Source organism: Dermacoccus barathri (assembly GCF_015070805.1).
GTDB classification, from domain to species: Bacteria; Actinomycetota; Actinomycetes; order Actinomycetales; family Dermatophilaceae; genus Dermacoccus; species Dermacoccus abyssi.
On record NZ_JADCTK010000006.1, the window covers coordinates 55,743 to 71,058 of the forward strand.

14 protein-coding genes are annotated in these 15,316 nt (G+C 68.8%); 5 read left to right on the plus strand and 9 right to left on the minus strand.

Going from position 1 to position 15,316, the window contains the following annotated elements; genetic code table 11:
- Positions 1-87 precede the first annotated feature (87 nt).
- The 6 genes from IM689_RS11815 to IM689_RS11840 all read right to left on the minus strand — a co-directional run bounded on the left by IM689_RS11815 (position 88) and on the right by IM689_RS11840 (position 6,988).
- Positions 88-507 (minus strand): FKBP-type peptidyl-prolyl cis-trans isomerase, encoded by a 420-nt coding sequence (locus IM689_RS11815; RefSeq protein ID WP_047312839.1) that lies wholly within the window; start codon positions 505-507, stop codon positions 88-90.
- 33 nt (positions 508-540) lie between these two features.
- On the minus strand, positions 541-1,587 hold the full coding sequence (locus IM689_RS15080; protein WP_193644141.1) for an FKBP-type peptidyl-prolyl cis-trans isomerase: 1,047 nt from the start codon (positions 1,585-1,587) through the stop codon (positions 541-543).
- A 78-nt stretch (positions 1,588-1,665) separates the two neighbouring features.
- Positions 1,666-3,039: a Pup--protein ligase gene (pafA, locus tag IM689_RS11825; RefSeq protein WP_193644142.1), complete on the minus strand. Its 1,374-nt coding sequence runs from the start codon at positions 3,037-3,039 to the stop codon at positions 1,666-1,668.
- Positions 3,040-3,089: 50 nt separating this feature from the next.
- A complete protein-coding gene (locus tag IM689_RS11830; protein ID WP_047312837.1) occupies positions 3,090-3,287 on the minus strand; it encodes a ubiquitin-like protein Pup in 198 nt (65 codons plus the stop codon).
- 108 nt (positions 3,288-3,395) lie between these two features.
- On the minus strand, positions 3,396-4,913 hold the full coding sequence (gene dop, locus IM689_RS11835) for a depupylase/deamidase Dop (RefSeq protein ID WP_193644143.1): 1,518 nt from the start codon (positions 4,911-4,913) through the stop codon (positions 3,396-3,398).
- Between the two features lie 50 nt (positions 4,914-4,963).
- Complete coding sequence (locus IM689_RS11840) at positions 4,964-6,988, minus strand: MFS transporter (protein WP_319803875.1); 2,025 nt, start codon at positions 6,986-6,988, stop codon at positions 4,964-4,966.
- 141 nt (positions 6,989-7,129) lie between these two features.
- On the opposite strand from IM689_RS11840, the gene IM689_RS11845 reads away from it, so the two are divergent.
- Complete coding sequence (locus IM689_RS11845; RefSeq protein WP_193644145.1) at positions 7,130-7,501, plus strand: DUF3054 domain-containing protein; 372 nt, start codon at positions 7,130-7,132, stop codon at positions 7,499-7,501.
- Between the two features lie 76 nt (positions 7,502-7,577).
- Here the strand turns inward: IM689_RS11845 and arc are convergent, their stop codons facing one another.
- The 3 genes from arc to IM689_RS11860 form a co-directional block, all read right to left on the minus strand.
- Positions 7,578-9,182 (minus strand): proteasome ATPase, encoded by a 1,605-nt coding sequence (gene arc / locus IM689_RS11850; RefSeq protein WP_193644146.1) that lies wholly within the window; start codon positions 9,180-9,182, stop codon positions 7,578-7,580.
- 156 nt (positions 9,183-9,338) lie between these two features.
- Positions 9,339-10,481: a tRNA (adenine-N1)-methyltransferase gene (locus IM689_RS11855; protein ID WP_193644147.1), complete on the minus strand. Its 1,143-nt coding sequence runs from the start codon at positions 10,479-10,481 to the stop codon at positions 9,339-9,341.
- 10 nt (positions 10,482-10,491) lie between these two features.
- Entirely contained in the window at positions 10,492-11,655 is a 1,164-nt protein-coding gene (locus IM689_RS11860; RefSeq protein WP_193644148.1) for a site-2 protease family protein, read from the minus strand.
- Between the two features lie 69 nt (positions 11,656-11,724).
- Between IM689_RS11860 and IM689_RS11865 the strand changes: the two genes are divergently transcribed.
- The 4 genes from IM689_RS11865 to IM689_RS11880 all read left to right on the plus strand — a co-directional run bounded on the left by IM689_RS11865 (position 11,725) and on the right by IM689_RS11880 (position 15,144).
- Positions 11,725-12,570 (plus strand): RecB family exonuclease, encoded by an 846-nt coding sequence (locus tag IM689_RS11865; RefSeq protein WP_193644149.1) that lies wholly within the window; start codon positions 11,725-11,727, stop codon positions 12,568-12,570.
- Complete coding sequence (locus IM689_RS11870; protein WP_193644150.1) at positions 12,563-13,027, plus strand: hypothetical protein; 465 nt, start codon at positions 12,563-12,565, stop codon at positions 13,025-13,027. The genes IM689_RS11865 and IM689_RS11870 overlap by 8 nt, the downstream gene beginning before the upstream one ends.
- Before the next feature lie 115 nt (positions 13,028-13,142).
- Positions 13,143-14,333, plus strand: a complete 1,191-nt coding sequence (locus IM689_RS11875) for a CE1758 family FMN-dependent luciferase-like monooxygenase (protein ID WP_193644151.1) — start codon at positions 13,143-13,145, stop codon at positions 14,331-14,333.
- 100 nt (positions 14,334-14,433) lie between these two features.
- Positions 14,434-15,144: a CE1759 family FMN reductase gene (locus tag IM689_RS11880; protein WP_193644152.1), complete on the plus strand. Its 711-nt coding sequence runs from the start codon at positions 14,434-14,436 to the stop codon at positions 15,142-15,144.
- Positions 15,145-15,316: the final 172 nt, after the last annotated feature.

Below are 15,316 nucleotides of genomic sequence, written 5' to 3' on the forward strand. Positions count from 1 at the left end.
TGAGGATACTCGTTCTTTCGCACACATGTGCGACGAGGCCCCGTTTCCGCGCGTGGCGGAAACGGGGCCTCGTCATGAGTGCTTCGCTCAGCGAATGCCGAACGAGCGACCGGCGCCCGGCTTGTTCGTCGAGACGAGGTCGACGACGAAGATGAGCGTCTCGTTGGGCTTGATCGCGGCGCCCGCGCCGCGCTCGCCGTAACCGAGGTGCGGCGGGATCGTGATCTTGCGGCGACCGCCGACCTTCATGCCGAGCAGGCCCTGGTCCCAGCCCTGGATGACCTGGCCGACGCCGACCTGGAACTCGAGCGGCTCACCGCGGTTCCACGAGGCGTCGAACTCCTCGCCCGTGGACCACGAGACGCCGACGTAGTGCGCCTTGATGATGTTGCCGGGCTCTGCGGTGGCGCCGTCGCCCTCCCAGATGTCCTCGAGGACGAGCTCGCTCGGCGGGTTGTCACCCGGGAAGTCGATCTCCGGCTTTTCGGTGTTCGGGTCGAAGCCCATGTGAATCTCCTTGAGTCCGTTCGTGATGATGCGTCAGTTGGCCGCGAGGATGTCGACGACGAAGACGAGGGTGTCGGTGGGCTGGATGCCCGCCTGCGGGTTGCCCTGAGCGCCGTAGCCGTCGGCCGGCGGCACGACCACGAGCACTCGGCTGCCGACCTTCTTGCCGACCAGGGCCTTGTCCCAGCCCGTGATGACCTGCTTCTTGCCGATGACGAAGACCGACGGGTTGGGCGCGTCGGGGTGCTTGGCCGTGGCGTCGAAGACGGTGTTCTTGCCCCAGATCTGGCCCGTGTAGGTGACCGCGATGGAGTCGCCCGACTTGACGGTGTCACCCTCACCTTCGACAAGCGTCGAGGTCTTGAGTGACGTGGGTGCCTTGGCGCCCTTCGGCATCGTGATGGCCGCCTGCTTGCCCGCACCGGCGGGAACCTTGACGGCCGGCATCCCGGATTCTGCGGGCTTGCTCGTGCCCTTGGCCTCGGTCAGGGGCGTGTCGACACCCTTGATGTCCATGTAGAGCACGAGGTTGTCGTTGGAACCGATGCCGAGGTTCTGGTTACCGGCCTTGCCGAACGCCTGCCCGGACGGCAGGGAGATGACGACCTTCGAGCCTTCCTTCTTCCCCTTCAGCTGGGTGAGGAGGCCCGGGAGGTTGTTGTTGTCGGCCATGTTGAAGCTCGGCACCGTCTCCCCGAACGTCGAACCGAGCGTCTTGCCGGTGGTGCCGTTGACCATGACGAAGTCGGCCTTGACGAGGTCCTTGTCTCCGATGGCCTTGCCCTTGCCCTCGGAGAGCACCTTGGTCGTCGCGGACTTCGTGCCGAAGGGCAGCTTGTCCTTCGCAATGGAGACGGTGGGCTTCTTGGCGTTCTTCGTGTCGACCTTGACGTCGGAGACGTTGCCCTTCGTCGCGGGCGAGGCGAGGCCGGACGACGAGGAGGACGAGGGCGACGACGATGCCGACGAGCTACCGGAGCCCGAACCCGACGAGGAAGCCTTGGACGAGTCGTCGCCGCAACCTGCGAGGAAGACGACCGGGAGGACGGCGAGGGCGAACAGACGCTTGGGGGAAGACACGCAGAAAAGTCCTAGCAGTGGGAAGTGAGTCCGGCCCACGATAACGCGTGGACCTCGGGACGACCTGTGCGTGGGCCGTCACAGAGGCGTGGAGAGGCTGTCGATGAGGCGCTCGACGCGGGCGTCCTCGGCGAGGAACGGGTCCTTGCACATGATGGTGCGCCCGGCCTGGTCGTTGAGCTTGAGGTGCACCCAGTCGACGGTGAAGTCGCGCCCGGCCGCACGGGCCTCGCGCACGAAGTCGCCGCGCAGCTTGGCGCGCGTCGTCTGGGGCGGCGTCGTCACGGCGGCGGCGATGCGCTCGTCATCGACGAGGCGACGCGCGCGCCCGGCCTTCTCGAGCATGCCGAACAGGCCGCGGCCCCGACGGATGTCGTGGAAGGTGAGGTCGAGTTGTGCCATGCGCGGGTCGTCGAGTTCGAGGCCGTGGCGCGTGGCGTAGTCGGTGAGCAGCCGACGCTTGATGACCCACTCGATCTCGGTCTCGACGCCAGAGAAATCCTGAGTCTCGACGGCATCCAGGGCGCGCTCCCACAGGTCGAGCACGAGCTCGACGGACGGGTCGGGGTCGCCTTCGCGCTCGACGAACGCCTTGGAGCGTTCGAGGAACAGCCGCTGCATCGCGAGCGCCGTCATGGAGGTGCCGCCCTGGAGGTCGATGACGGCCTGACCGGTCGGGTCGGCCGAGACGTCACGGATGGCCTTGACCTGGTTGGCCAGGTGCATGCGCGGGAACGACTCCCCCGCCTCGATGAGGCGCAGGACGAGGTGCGCGGCGCCGACCTTGAGCAGCGTCGTCGTGTCGCTCATCGTCGAGTCGCCGACGATGACGTGGAGGCGGCGGAAGCGTGCCGAGTCGGCGTGCGGTTCGTCGCGGCTGTTGATGATGGGCCGCGATCGGGTCGTGGCGCTCGAGAAGCCGTCCCAGATGTGTTCGGCGCGTTGGGTGAGGTTGAAGACGGTGCGGCCGTCGCGCTGCAGGAGCTTGCCGGCGCCGGTGATGAGCTGGCGCGAGACGAGGAACGCGACGAGCACCTCCGAGATGCGGTTCATGTCGGTGCTGCGCTCGAGCAGGAGGTTCTCGTGGCAGCCGTAGGAGTTGCCCGCGGAGTCGGTGTTGTTCTTGAAGACGTAGATCGAGCCCTCGACCCCGTCCTCGGCGAGGCGCTCCTGCGCCTCACTCGTCATGTCGTCGAGGATGCGCTCACCCGCGCGGTCGTGGGCGACGAGGTCGAGCAGCGTGTCGCACTCGGCCGTCGCGTACTCGGGGTGGGCACCGACATCGAGGTAGAGGCGCGAGCCGTTGTCGAGGAAGACGTTGCTCGAACGCCCCCAGGCGACGACCTTGCGGAACAGGGCCCGGCTCACTTCGTCAGGGGTGAGCCGACGCTGGCCGTTCGTGGTCGCGGTGACCCCGAACTCGGTCTCGAGGCCGTAGATGCGGCGTTCCATAGGTGCTCCTGGGGTGCGTGCGAAATGGAGGTGAGGGGCTCAGCGAGCCGTCACTCGCCGCCCTTCTGGACGAAGCCGGAGACGAACTCGCTCGCGTTCGACTCGAGCACGCCGTCGATCTCGTCGAGCATCGAGTCGATGTCGCTCGTGTTCGACTCCCTCGTCACCTGGGCCTGGCCGGCCTCCCCCGCGCCGTCGAAGTCGTCGCCGCTGCCGCCGCGCTTGCCGAACTGCTGCTGGTCGCTCATCGTGTACTCCTTCGTCGCCGGCCGCGCTCACGCCGTGTGGCCGTGGCGCGCCTGTGGTCGCTTCGCCACCACCCTAGTTCGCCGCAGGGGCGCGGGCAGGGGTAACCCTCAGCGCACCACCTTGTCGTCGCCGACCCGCTCGAGCAGCTCGGCGACGCCCCCGTCGAACCAACCGTCGGTCGAGCCCGCGTCACCGGCGAAGGGCTCGGGCATCGTGACGCGGGTGTAGCTCGACGGCTGCGCGGTGCGGTAGACCATCGCGTCCCAGGACGCCGACGCCACGTCGTCACCAAAGGCCTCGATGCTCTTGCCGCGCAACCACGCTCGCGTGTCGCGGGGCGGTTCGACGACGGCCTGGGCGAGTTCGTCGTCGGAGAACAGGCGGGTGAAGCGCCCGCCGCGTTCGAGGGTGTGGAAGACGCCCTTGTCGGCGCGAACGTTGGACCACTGGATGTCGAGAGCGCGCAGGCGCGGATCGTCCCAGCCTGTGCCGTGGCGCGCGATGAAGCCCTCCATGACGCTCCTCTTGGCGACCCAGTCGAGATCCTTCGTGAGCGTCATCGGGTCGGCGCGCAGGGCGTCGAGCACGCGCGTCCAGTGCTCGAAGACCTCGCTCGTGGCGTCGGCGATCGGGTCGTTGCCGCGGCGGGTCCACCATGCGTGGGTTGCGTCGCGATACATCTCGAGCAGGTCGAGGGCCGTGACCGTGCGCCCGTCGACGAGTTCGTACTCCTGCGCGAGCGACACGTCGTGGCTGACGGCGCGCAGGGTCGCCACCGGCTGTTTGACGATGACGCCCGGCAGCGCCTCGTCCTCTAGGGCGCCGATGACGAGGCTCGTCATGCCCATCTTGAGCAGGTTCGCGACGTCGGCGTGGTTGGCGTCGCCGACGATGACGTGCAGGCGCCGGTACTTCGTGTGGTCGGCGTGCGGTTCGTCGCGCGAGTTGACGATCGGGCGGCGCAGCGTGGTCTCGAGGGCGACCTCGGTCTCGAAGTAGTCGGCGCGCTGCGTCAACTGGAAACCGGCACGCTCCGACTCCTGGCCGATACCGACACGACCGCTTCCGGTGATCACCTGCCGGGCAATGAAGAACGGCGTCATGCCGGCGACGACGCGCGCCCACGGCACCTCGCGGCGCAGGAGGTAGTTCTCGTGGGTGCCGTACGAGGCGCCTTGGCCGTCGACGTTGTTCTTGTAGAGCTGCGTTGCGCCGTCCGGGTGCTCCGCGAGGAGTTCGGCCGCGCGACGCATGACGAGTTCGCCCGCTCGGTCGTAGCGTACGGCGTCACGCGGGTTCGAGACCTCCGGCGAGCTGTACTCGGGGTGCGCGTGGTCGACGTAGAGCCGGGCGCCGTTGGCGAGCACGACGTTGGCGAAGCTGGGGTCGGCCTCGTCGGTCAGCTGGCTCTCGTGCGCCACCTCGCGGGCGATGTCGTAGCCGCGCTGGTCGCGCAGCGGCGACTCGTCGCTGTAGTCCCAGCGGCTCTGCGCGGCGTTGAGCCCGACGGCGTCGGCGTAGGCACGGACGACCTGCCCGGACAGCACCATCGGCGTCGTGCGGGTGTCCCCCGGACGCAGGACGCCGTACTCGGTTTCGATGCCCATGATGCGCTGAACGGTCATGGGATCAACCCTAGTGCCGGCCCCATCTCGCGGCGGGGCCGGCACGAACGTCACGCAGTCGCGTTGACGTGCAGACGGTGGCTGCTCGCGAGCTCGAGTTCGATGTCCTGAGGCTGTGTCAGGACGGTGAGGCCACGCGCCGCCGACTCCCCTCGCTCCTCGCAGAGCGCGGTGACCACGTAGCGACCGCTCGGCGGCAGCGACATCTCGAAACGGCCTTCGGCGTCAGTGCGCGTGGCCGCCTGATACTCGCCCGAGTGCTTGAGCAGCGTCACGGGCAGGTCGGCGGTCGGCCCGCCGCTGGAGACGACGGTGCCCGTGAGCAGCAGTGGCCGCGACAGCGTGAACTGCGGCAGCTCCGGTCCCGTGACGTCGACGAACTGCGAGCGCGTGGCCCACCCGTCGGCCGACGCCACGAGGACGTAGTGACCGGCCCCCGGGAGGGCGAGTCGGTAGCGGCCGTCCTCGTCGACGCGGCCCCAGTCGAGGTGGGCGCCGTCGGGGGCGAGGGCTGTGACGACGCCGCGACGCAGGGGACGCCCGCCCAGGTCGGTGAGCACGCCGGAGGCGACGACGTCGCGGTTGTCGCCCGCACGGACATCGCTGCTCGTGGCGCGCGTGGGCGCCTCAGCGCTCCCGGCCCCCTCCTCGCGCGCGGGCACGGCCCGCGGCGCAACAGCTGCCTTGGGCACGAAACCGGCCACGAGCGCCGACGCCAGCGAGGCGAGTGCAGCCATGACGAAGACCGTCTTGAAGCCGTCGAGTTTCGGCACCTCGTGGCCGGCCAGCGAGAACGACATGCTCGTGAGCACCGCGGCAACGGCGGCCGACGACGTCGAGGTGCCGATCGAGCGCAGCAGCGTGTTGAGACCGTTCGCGGCGGCCGTCTCGGTGATCGGCACCGAGCGCATGATGAGCGTCGGCATCGCCGCATAGGCGATGGCGGTGGCGGCGCTGCACAGCGTCGCACCGAGCACGACCTGCCACACGGAGCCGGTGAGGAACACGCGCATGCCGTAGGCGAGCGCCAGCGTCGTGGCACCGACGATGAGCGTCGTCCGGGCCCCGAAGCGCTTCGTGATGCCGGCGCTCACGGGCGACAGGAAGACCATGGCGAGACCGCCCGGCAGCATCGCGACGCCCGCGGCGATGAGTGAGAGGCCGAAGCCGTAACCGGTGGCTTCCGGCATCTGCAACTGCTGCGTCGTCGTCATCATGTTGGCGTACATGGCGAAGCCGATGAGCAGGGACGCCGCGTTGGTCAGGAGTACGGGGCGTCGGGCCGAGGTGCGAAGGTCGACCATCGGTGAGCGGTGACGCAGCTCCAAGGGCGCCCACGCCGCGAGGATGGCGACGCTTGCGGCGAGCCCGAGGATCACCTTCTCGCTCGTCCATCCCCAGTGTCCGCCCTTCGTGATGGGCACGAGGAGGCACAGCAACGCAGCCGACAGGAGCAGCGCACCGACGAGGTCGAACGAGCCCGATGACTTCACCTTGGATTCGGGCACGACGAGCACGACGCCGAGGAACATGAGGGCGGCCGACGCACCGGAGACCCAGAAAACCATGTGCCAGCTGAAGTGCTCGACGAGGACGCCGGCCAGCGGCAGACCGATGGCGGAGCCGATGCCGAGGGTGGCGCTCATCGTGGCGACCGCTCCCCCGACGCGTTCGCGGGGCAGTTCGTCGCGCAGGATGCTGATGCCGATGGGAATCATCGCGGCGCCCACACCCTGGAGGGCGCGAGCTGTGATGAGGGCGGCGAGACCGTCACCCAGGGCGCCGAGAAGCGATCCGGCGATGACGAACCCGAGCGAGACGAGCATGATGCGCCGCTTGCCGACCATGTCGGCCAGGCGCGCGAGGATCGGCGTTGCCACGGCTCCTGCGAGCAGCGTTGCGGTGACGAGCCAGGCCGCGTTCTCCGCGCTCGTGTCGAGCAACGTCGGCCACTCCGGGATGAGCGGTACGACGAGCGTCTGCTGGAGCGCCACGACCGTGCCGGCCACACACAACACGGCGACGACGAGACTTTGGCGGGTGGATCTCGCCGTTGCGGCGTGGCGGGCGGTCACAGGGCTCCTCATCGGTGGTGTCGTATTGATAAACAATATAAAAGGGTGGGGAGCCCGTGTCATCTCGGCGGGACTGAACGAGGCTCAGCTCACGCTCGGACAGGCCGAAGGCGGCACGAGCGGTCGCGATAGCGTGAGGCCATGCCTGCCGCCCTCGCTCCGGTTCTCGACCTCGTCATCGTTCTCGTCTTCGCGGCCACCGGCCGACGCAACCACGGCGAAACGGGTGCGCTCGAGGGCGTACTGACGACAGCATGGCCTTTCCTCGTGGGCGCCTGCGTGGGGTGGGTCATCGTGCTCGTCGCCCGACGTTCGTTGCTCGCGGGCAAGGCCCTGACGGGCGGCGTCGTCGTGTGGCTCTCGACGATCGTCGTCGGCATGCTGCTGCGTCAGCTCAGCGACCAGGGCACCGCGATCTCGTTCGTCATCGTCTCGCTCGTCTTCAACGGCTTCTTCATGCTCGGCTGGCGTGCCCTCGTTGCTTTCCTCGAGCGTCGCCGCGCCCACGCCTGACCCACTCGACAACAACAACGAACCTCCCCGACCACGGACGGTCGGGGAGGTTCACTGCGTTTCGGGAACGCGCCGGTCAGTTCTTGTCGGCGAGGGTGCGGATGTCGACGATCCGCTCGCCGCGACGGCCGGAGATGCGCGCCCAGTCGTCGGGGTTGCTCGTGCCCGGCAGGTCCTCGTTCTCTCGGAACTCGTCGTGGCACGCGGCGAGGACGAACTCGCGCGTGATGCCGCGCTCGCCGTTCGTGATGAGCGCCTTGATGGCGAACTTCTTCGCGCGGTCGACGATGTTCTGGATCATCGCGCCGCTGGCGAAGTCCGCGAAGTAGAGCGTCTCACGGCTGCCGTCGGCGTACGTGGCCTCGAGATAGGCGTGGGCGTCGTCGCGGGCGTACAACTCCCCCACCGCGGCGTCGATGAGCGCCTCGGCCGTCGCGTCGGCGTCACCGTCGTGCTTGGCGATTTCGCTCTCGTGGAACGGCAGCGCCGACGTGAGGTACTTGCCGAAGATGTCACGGCCCGCATCGGCGTCGGGACGCTCGATGCGGATCTTCACGTCGAGACGGCCCGGGCGCAGGATGGCCGGGTCGATCATGTCCTCACGGTTGCTCGCACCGATGACGATGACGTTCTCCAAGCTCTCCACGCCGTCGATCTCCGCGAGCAACTGCGGCACGATCGTCGTCTCGACGTCGGAACTCACGCCTGCGCCGCGGATGCGGAACAGCGACTCCATCTCGTCGAAGAAGACGACGACCGGAGTACCCGAGCTCGCCACCTCGCGGGCGCGCTGGAACAGCACGCGGATGTGACGCTCGGTCTCGCCGACGTACTTGTTGAGCAGCTCCGGGCCCTTGATGTTGAGGAAGTAGCTCGCCTGGTCGCTCGTGCCCTGGCGCTGCGCCACCTGCTTGGCCAGCGACGCCGCCACGGCCTTCGCGATGAGGGTCTTGCCGCAACCGGGCGGGCCGTAGAGCAGGACGCCCTTGGGCGGGCGCAGGTGGTGTTCGGTGTAGAGGTCGGAGTGCAGGAACGGCAGTTCGACGGAGTCGCGAATGGTCTCAATCTGTCCCGCAAGGCCACCGATGTCGGTGTAGTCGATGTCCGGCACCTCTTCGAGCGCCAGGTCGGCGACCTCGGCCTTCGTCACGCGCTCGAGCACGAAACCGCTCTTCGGCTCGAACAGGAGGGCATCGCCCGGGCGCACCGTGAGCTCGGCCAGCGGCCCGGCGGTACGCACGACGCGCTCCTCGTCGTTCGACGTGGCGATGAGCAGACGGCCGTCTTCGAGCGTCTCCTTGAGCGTGACGATCTCGCCGGCCTTCTCGAAACCGAGCATCTTCACGATGTTCATGGCCTCGTTGACCATGACCTCCTGGCCGGGGCGAAGATCCGCGGCCGTGAGGGTCGGCGAGTACGAGACGAGCATCTTGCGGCCCATGTAGAAGATGTCGGCGCTGCCGTCGTCGTGGGCGGCGATGACCGTCGCGTAGTTGTTCGGCGGCTGCGCGAGCCGGTCGATCTCGCTCTTCATCGAGGAGATCTGCTCGCGGGCGTCCTTGAGCGTGCGCACGAGGCGCTCGTTCTGCGCAGAGATGGTCGACAGGTTGGAGCGCAACTGACGCACGTCGGCGTCGGTGGGCTTGGACGTGTCGCTCGGGTCGAACTGCGGGACGCTCATCGCCGCTCGTCCTCCTTCGAAGCCGGGGTGGCGCGTCGAGCGCGCCTTTTCGCCCACCCTATCGAGCAGGGCTCGCCGGGTAGAGCGAACCCCCGGCGCCGACGTGCGGCACCGGGGGTTCGCGGTGGTCCGCCGACGAACCTCGGCGGGGACGCGTCAGTCCTGATCGGTGGCGACGCCGTCCGTCGCGTCGGCCTCGTCGCGCGGCTCGTCGTCGATGGACGCGCCCAACTCGGCTGCGAGCGCCTGCGCGGTCGGGGTGTTCTCGAAGGAGCGCACGAGCTTGCGCATCTTCTTGTCGGAGACGGGGCGCTCGCCGACGGCGTCCGGGGTCCACGCGTCGTCCGGCGTCTGCGGCGGGTTGCCGTTGTCCGTGGCTCCGCCTTCGGTGGAGTCCTCGCCGTAGGCACCCTTGGCCGGGCGACGCTTGCGCAGCGGGGCCTCGACGCCGTCCGCGAGACGGCGCGTGGAGATGAGGAAGCCGGTGTGGGCGTGCATGCGGTGTTCGGGGCGCACCGCGAGACCTTCGAGGTGCCAGCCGCGCACGAGGCTCTCCCATGCCTGCGGTTCGGTGAAGCCACCGTGCTCGCGGGTGGCCTCCGCGACGCGCGACAACTGGGTCGCCGTGGCCACGTAACAGATGAGGACGCCGCCGGGGGCGAGCGCGTCGTAGGCCACCTCGAGGCACTCCCACGGCGCGAGCATGTCGAGCACGACGCGGTCGATCGTGCCGGCCTCCACGCTCTGCGGGAGCATGTCGACGAGGTCACCGATCGTGATGCTCCACGCCGGGTGGTCGGTGCCGAAGAACTCGCGCGCGTTGCCGGCGGCGATGGCGGCGAAGTCCTCGCGACGCTCGAACGAGTAGACACGGCCGTGCTCGCCGACCGAACGCAGCAGCGACATCGACAGGGCGCCCGAACCGACACCGGCCTCGACGACGCGAGCGCCGGGGAAGACATCGGCCATCGTGACGATCTGGCCGGCGTCCTTGGGGTAGACGACGGCGGCGCCGCGCGGCATCGACATGACGTAGTCGGACAGCAGCGGACGCAGGGCGAGGTACTCGACGCCGGCGGTGTTCGTGATGGTGACGCCGTCGGGCGAGCCGATGAGGTCGTCGTGGCGCACGAAGCCGCGGTGGGTGTGGAACTGCTTGCCCGGCGTCAGCGTGATCGTGTGCATGCGTCCCTTGGGGTCGGTGAGTTGGATGCGCTCACCCTCGCGGAACGGGCCGCGGCGGTACTCGGCTCCCGTGGGGGCGGCGGGAAGGTCGGACGGGCGATCGGCGTCGGTCATGCGGAGAAGTTTAGGTGGTACGCAGGTCGCGGCCTTGCGCTCCCGCGTGCGCCTGCAGGGCGCGCTCGAGATCGCTGAGCAGGACGACGCCGATGACCTGCTCGCCGTGCGGCGGCGCGGCGGCCGGCGCGGGCTGCGTGACGACGACGAGTTGCGGCGTCGTGTCGCCCTCGAATCCCGGCAGGACGGCGGTGATGTCAGCCTGGGTGTCGGCGACGATGGCGGTGGCGCCGGAAACGATGGCTTCGGCGATCGCACTGGCCGGCACCCGGTCACGCTGTTCCAGCGGAACCCGCACGTGAGCGCCGGGCGGGACGACGGCGACGGGTTCGTTGGACGCTCCGAGCAGGACGACGGGGTCCGGCCCCTCGGGGAGCGCCGAGACGGGCGTGTCGGCGGCGGCTGACACTGCGGGGCGCATCACCTGGGCCACTCGGATGCCGGAGAGGAATTCCCGGTTCGTGCCCACGGTGACGGCGGTGCTGGCACCTCGCCACAGGAACATGGCGATGAGCGCGAACCACATGAGGTTCCACGTCGAGCCCTCGCCGCGAAGCACCGGCACGAGGGCCCAGAGCACGACGGCGACAGCGACGATTCGGCCGCACCAGCCCGCGGCCTTCATGCCCTTGGCCCGGCTACCGGTGACCTTCCACACGAGGGCGTCGACGATGAACCCGCCGTCGAGAGGCAGCCCGGGCAGGAGGTTGAACAACCCGACGAAGCCGTTGCTGAAGGTGAACGCGAGCAGCAGCAGATGGCCCGCGCCGTCACCGCTCGACTGGGTGAGGGCGAACCATCCGGCGCCGGCGAGGACGAGGTTCGTCAAGGGCCCGACGACGGCGACGAGCGCCGAGTGCCCGGGTGTCGCGTCGGGTGAGTCGTAGGCCGTGTGGCCGCCCCACAGGTCGGCGACGATGCGGTTGACGCGGTAACCACACGCCTGGCCGACGACGGCGTGAGCAGCCTCGTGCGCGAGCACGCTGACGAGCAGGAGCACGGCGTACGCGGCCGCGAGCAGGTAGGCGCTGGCTCCCCATTCGGGGTGCAGTCGGGCGACCTGCGGGCCGAAGAGCGCGACGATGACGAGGGCGATGATCGGCCAGGATCGGCCGATGTAGACGGGCACGCCGCGCAGCGTGGCGATCTTGAGACCCGGGGACGTCGACGGCATGAGGAAAGCCTAAGCGGCGTGGCTCGGCGTCGCTCGGGCGGTGTGAGTTACGCGCGATAGGCTCGCCGAATGGTCGCCGCGCTGTCCCCCTCACGAGCGTCCGATTTCATGCAGTGCCCGCTGCGCTACCGCTTCCGCGTCATCGACAAGCTACCCGAGCCGCCGAGCCCGGCCGCGGCGCGCGGCACGCTCGTCCATTCGGTGCTCGAGCGCATCTTCGACGTCGAGGCGCCGCAGCGCACACTCGAGCACGCGCTCTCCCTCGTCCCGCACGCGTGGGAGGACATGCTCGTCGACGAACCCGAACTCGCCGAACTCGCGGGCGGCACGCCCCACGACCTCGCGACGTGGTTGCGCGACGCCGAGAAGCTCGTCGAGAAGTGGTTCGACCTGGAGAACCCGCAGCACCTCGAACCCGCCGAACGCGAGCTCTACGTCGAAGCCGACCTCGACGGCCTCACCCTGCGTGGGTACATCGACCGGCTCGACGTAGCACCCGGCGGGCAAATCCGCGTCGTCGACTACAAGACGGGGCGCTCACCGTCGGAGCTCTTCGAGGGCAAGGCCCTGTTCCAGATGAAGTTCTACGCGCTCGTCATCTGGCGAACTCGAGGCGTCATGCCGCTCATGCTCCAGCTCGTCTACCTCGGCAACAGCCAATTCGTGCGCTACCAGCCCGACGAGGACGACCTGCGGGCTCTCGAGCGCAAAATCACGGCTCTGTGGCGGGCCATCGAGCGCGCCGCGCAGACGGGTGACTGGCGTCCACGCAAGTCGTTCCTCTGCGGCTGGTGCGACCACAAGGCGCTGTGTCCCGCCTGGGGCGGCACTCCCCCGCCGCTGCCCGACAATGCCGGCGTGCTCGCCCTCGACCCGCACGCGAGCGCCGACCTGGGGGATGTCGACGGTGACTGAACCTGATCAGGTTCAAGGTGCGGACTGGGAGGCCTGGCGCACCGTCGGTTGCGGTGTCGAAGCACACCATCACGTCCTCACCCAAGCCGACGTGGACGTCAACCTCAACGAGGTGTTGCGCGCGGCGCTCGCGGCCGATGGCTACGACGACGCGCTCGGATGGCGCCACCGCGCCCTCGTCGGGGTGGCGGCAGCCCACGGCGTCCCGGGCGAGATCGTCTCCGGTCTCGACGTGGACACGCTGACGCGCGAGGGCGGCGGGGTCTGGCTCGTCTCCGTCACGGCACCCGAGCAGTTCGCGTGTACCCACCTCGTGGCGCTCGATTCACGCGACGGCCGGCTCGACGTGTTCTGGCCGCAGGTCCACCCCCGGTTCGGTGGCCGCTTCCTCGCTGACCCCGAGTGGTTCGGGCCGAAGATGACCGGGCGCGGCACGCAGTTCGACGTCAGTGCTTGAGCCGCGCGACCCCTTCGCCGTGCTCGTGATCCCCTTCACACACCCTCGTGGAATACCCGGCCAAGGGTTACGGTTCAACAGATAGTTTCAATTTCAACTACTTCCCCGAGGGGTCATGCAGTTCGGAATCTTCACGGTCGGTGACGTCACGACGGACCCGACGACGGGTCGCACGATCAGCGAGCACCAGCGCATCAAGAACACCGTCGAGATGGCCAAGGTCGCCGACGAGGTCGGTCTCGACGTCTTCGCCACCGGTCAGCACCACAACCCGCCCTTCGTCGCCCCCGCCAGCCCGCCCGTCCTCATGGGCAACCTCGCCGCGGTGACGAAAAAAATCATCCTGTCGACGGCGACGACGCTCATCACGACGACGGACCCGGTGCACATCGCCGAGGACTACGCCTACGCGCAGCACCTCGCCGACGGGCGCGTCGACCTCATGCTCGGACGCGGCAACACCGGACCGGTCTACCCCTGGTTCGGCAAGGACATCCGTGAGGGCATCCCGCTGGCCATCGAGAACTACGCCCTGCTGCGCAAGCTGTGGAGCGAGGAGAACGTGACGTGGGAGGGCAAGTTCCGCACGCCGCTGCAGGGCTTCACCTCGACCCCGCGTCCGATGGACGGCGTCGCGCCGTTCGTCTGGCACGGTTCGATCCGCAGCCCCGAGATCGCCGAGCAGGCCGCCTACTACGGTGACGGCTTCTTCCACAACCACATCTTCTGGCCGCCGGAGCACGCGGCTCAAATGGTGCGCTTCTACCGTGAGCGCTTCGAGCACTACGGTCACGGTCGCGCGGGGGACGCCATCGTCGGTCTGGGTGGTCAGGTGTTCATGGCCGACTCGAAGTCGAAGGCGATGGAGACCTACCGTCCGTACTTCAACAACGCCCCGGTCTACGGCGGCGCCGCCTCCCTCGAGGACTTCACGACGCAGACGCCGCTGACGGTGGGTACGCCCGACGAGGTCATCGAGCGCACGCTCGGCTTCCGCGAGTACATCGGCGACTACCAGCGCCAGCTGTTCCTCGTCGACCACGGTGGCATCCCCCACCAGGAGGTGCTCAACCAGATCGAGCTGCTCGGCACGAAGGTCGTCCCGGTGCTGCGCGAGGAGTTCGCCAAGCGCCGCGCCGCCGGTGTGCCGGACGCCCCGACGCATGCCAGCCTGCTGGCTGCGCGCGCTGCCCAGGCGACCGACACGCCCTCGGCTGACGCCGGGCAGATGGGCCGCGTCGAGGCAGGTGTGCCGCGCGCTCCGATGACCGACGATGTGACGGGAACGCGCGCCGAAGACCGTTGAGCATCAGCCCGGTTCGCCGACAACTCGGCTAACCGGGCGGGCGGGCGACGCCGGCGGCCACGTTCGGCCCAAACTCAGAACAACGAGACGAGGAGACACGATGACGAACTGGACGGCACGCCTCGCCGTGATCAGCGGCGGGCTGAGTGAGGAATCGTCGACGCATCGTCTCGCCCAGCTGCTGAGCGACGCGGTTGTCGAGAGTGCGCGGAAGCAGGGCAGCGAGGTCGTCGTCGAGCGGATCGACCTGCGGGCGCTGGCGCACGACATCACGACGGCGTCGTTGACGGGGTTCGCGCCCCCGGCGCTCGCGGACGCCTACGAGGTGCTGGGCGCGGCCGACGCCATGGTCGCGGTGACGCCGACGTACAAGGCGAGCTTCACGGGCTTGTTCAAGTCGTTCTGGGACGCGACTGCAGGCGGCGTGCTGAGCGGCGTGCCCGTCATCGTCGGCGCGACGGGCGGTTCCGCCCGACACTCACTGGTGACGGACACCGCCTTGCGACCGCTGTTCGCGTACATGAAGGCGCTCGTCATGCCGACGGCCGTCTACGCCGCGCCCGACGACTGGGCCGGGCGAGGCCTGGAAGCGCGTGCGAGCGAGGCTGCCGATGAGTTGACGCAGCAGCTAGAGCGCATGCTCGGCGGAGCAGACGTGGTGGTGAACGGCGGTTCTGACGCGCGCGTGTCCAAGGATGGGGAAGCGCCGAGAACATCGTCGAAATCGGTTCGTACGCTTGCCGAGACGCGAAATCGGGCGCGTGATCCGTTCGTCGCGGTGCCGACGATGGAAGAGATGTTGCGCCGCTGAGCACGAGTCGTGACCGGAGGGGTCCGTCAGGTTCGTCACGAACCTGACGGACCCCTTCGTCACGTTCGTCTGCGGAGATGTGCCATAGTCGGAAGCGTCCTTCGTGGGAGTCCTGAGAACAGGGCTGAGAGGGAGCTGATACTGCTCCGACCGCTACCCGACCTGACCCGGA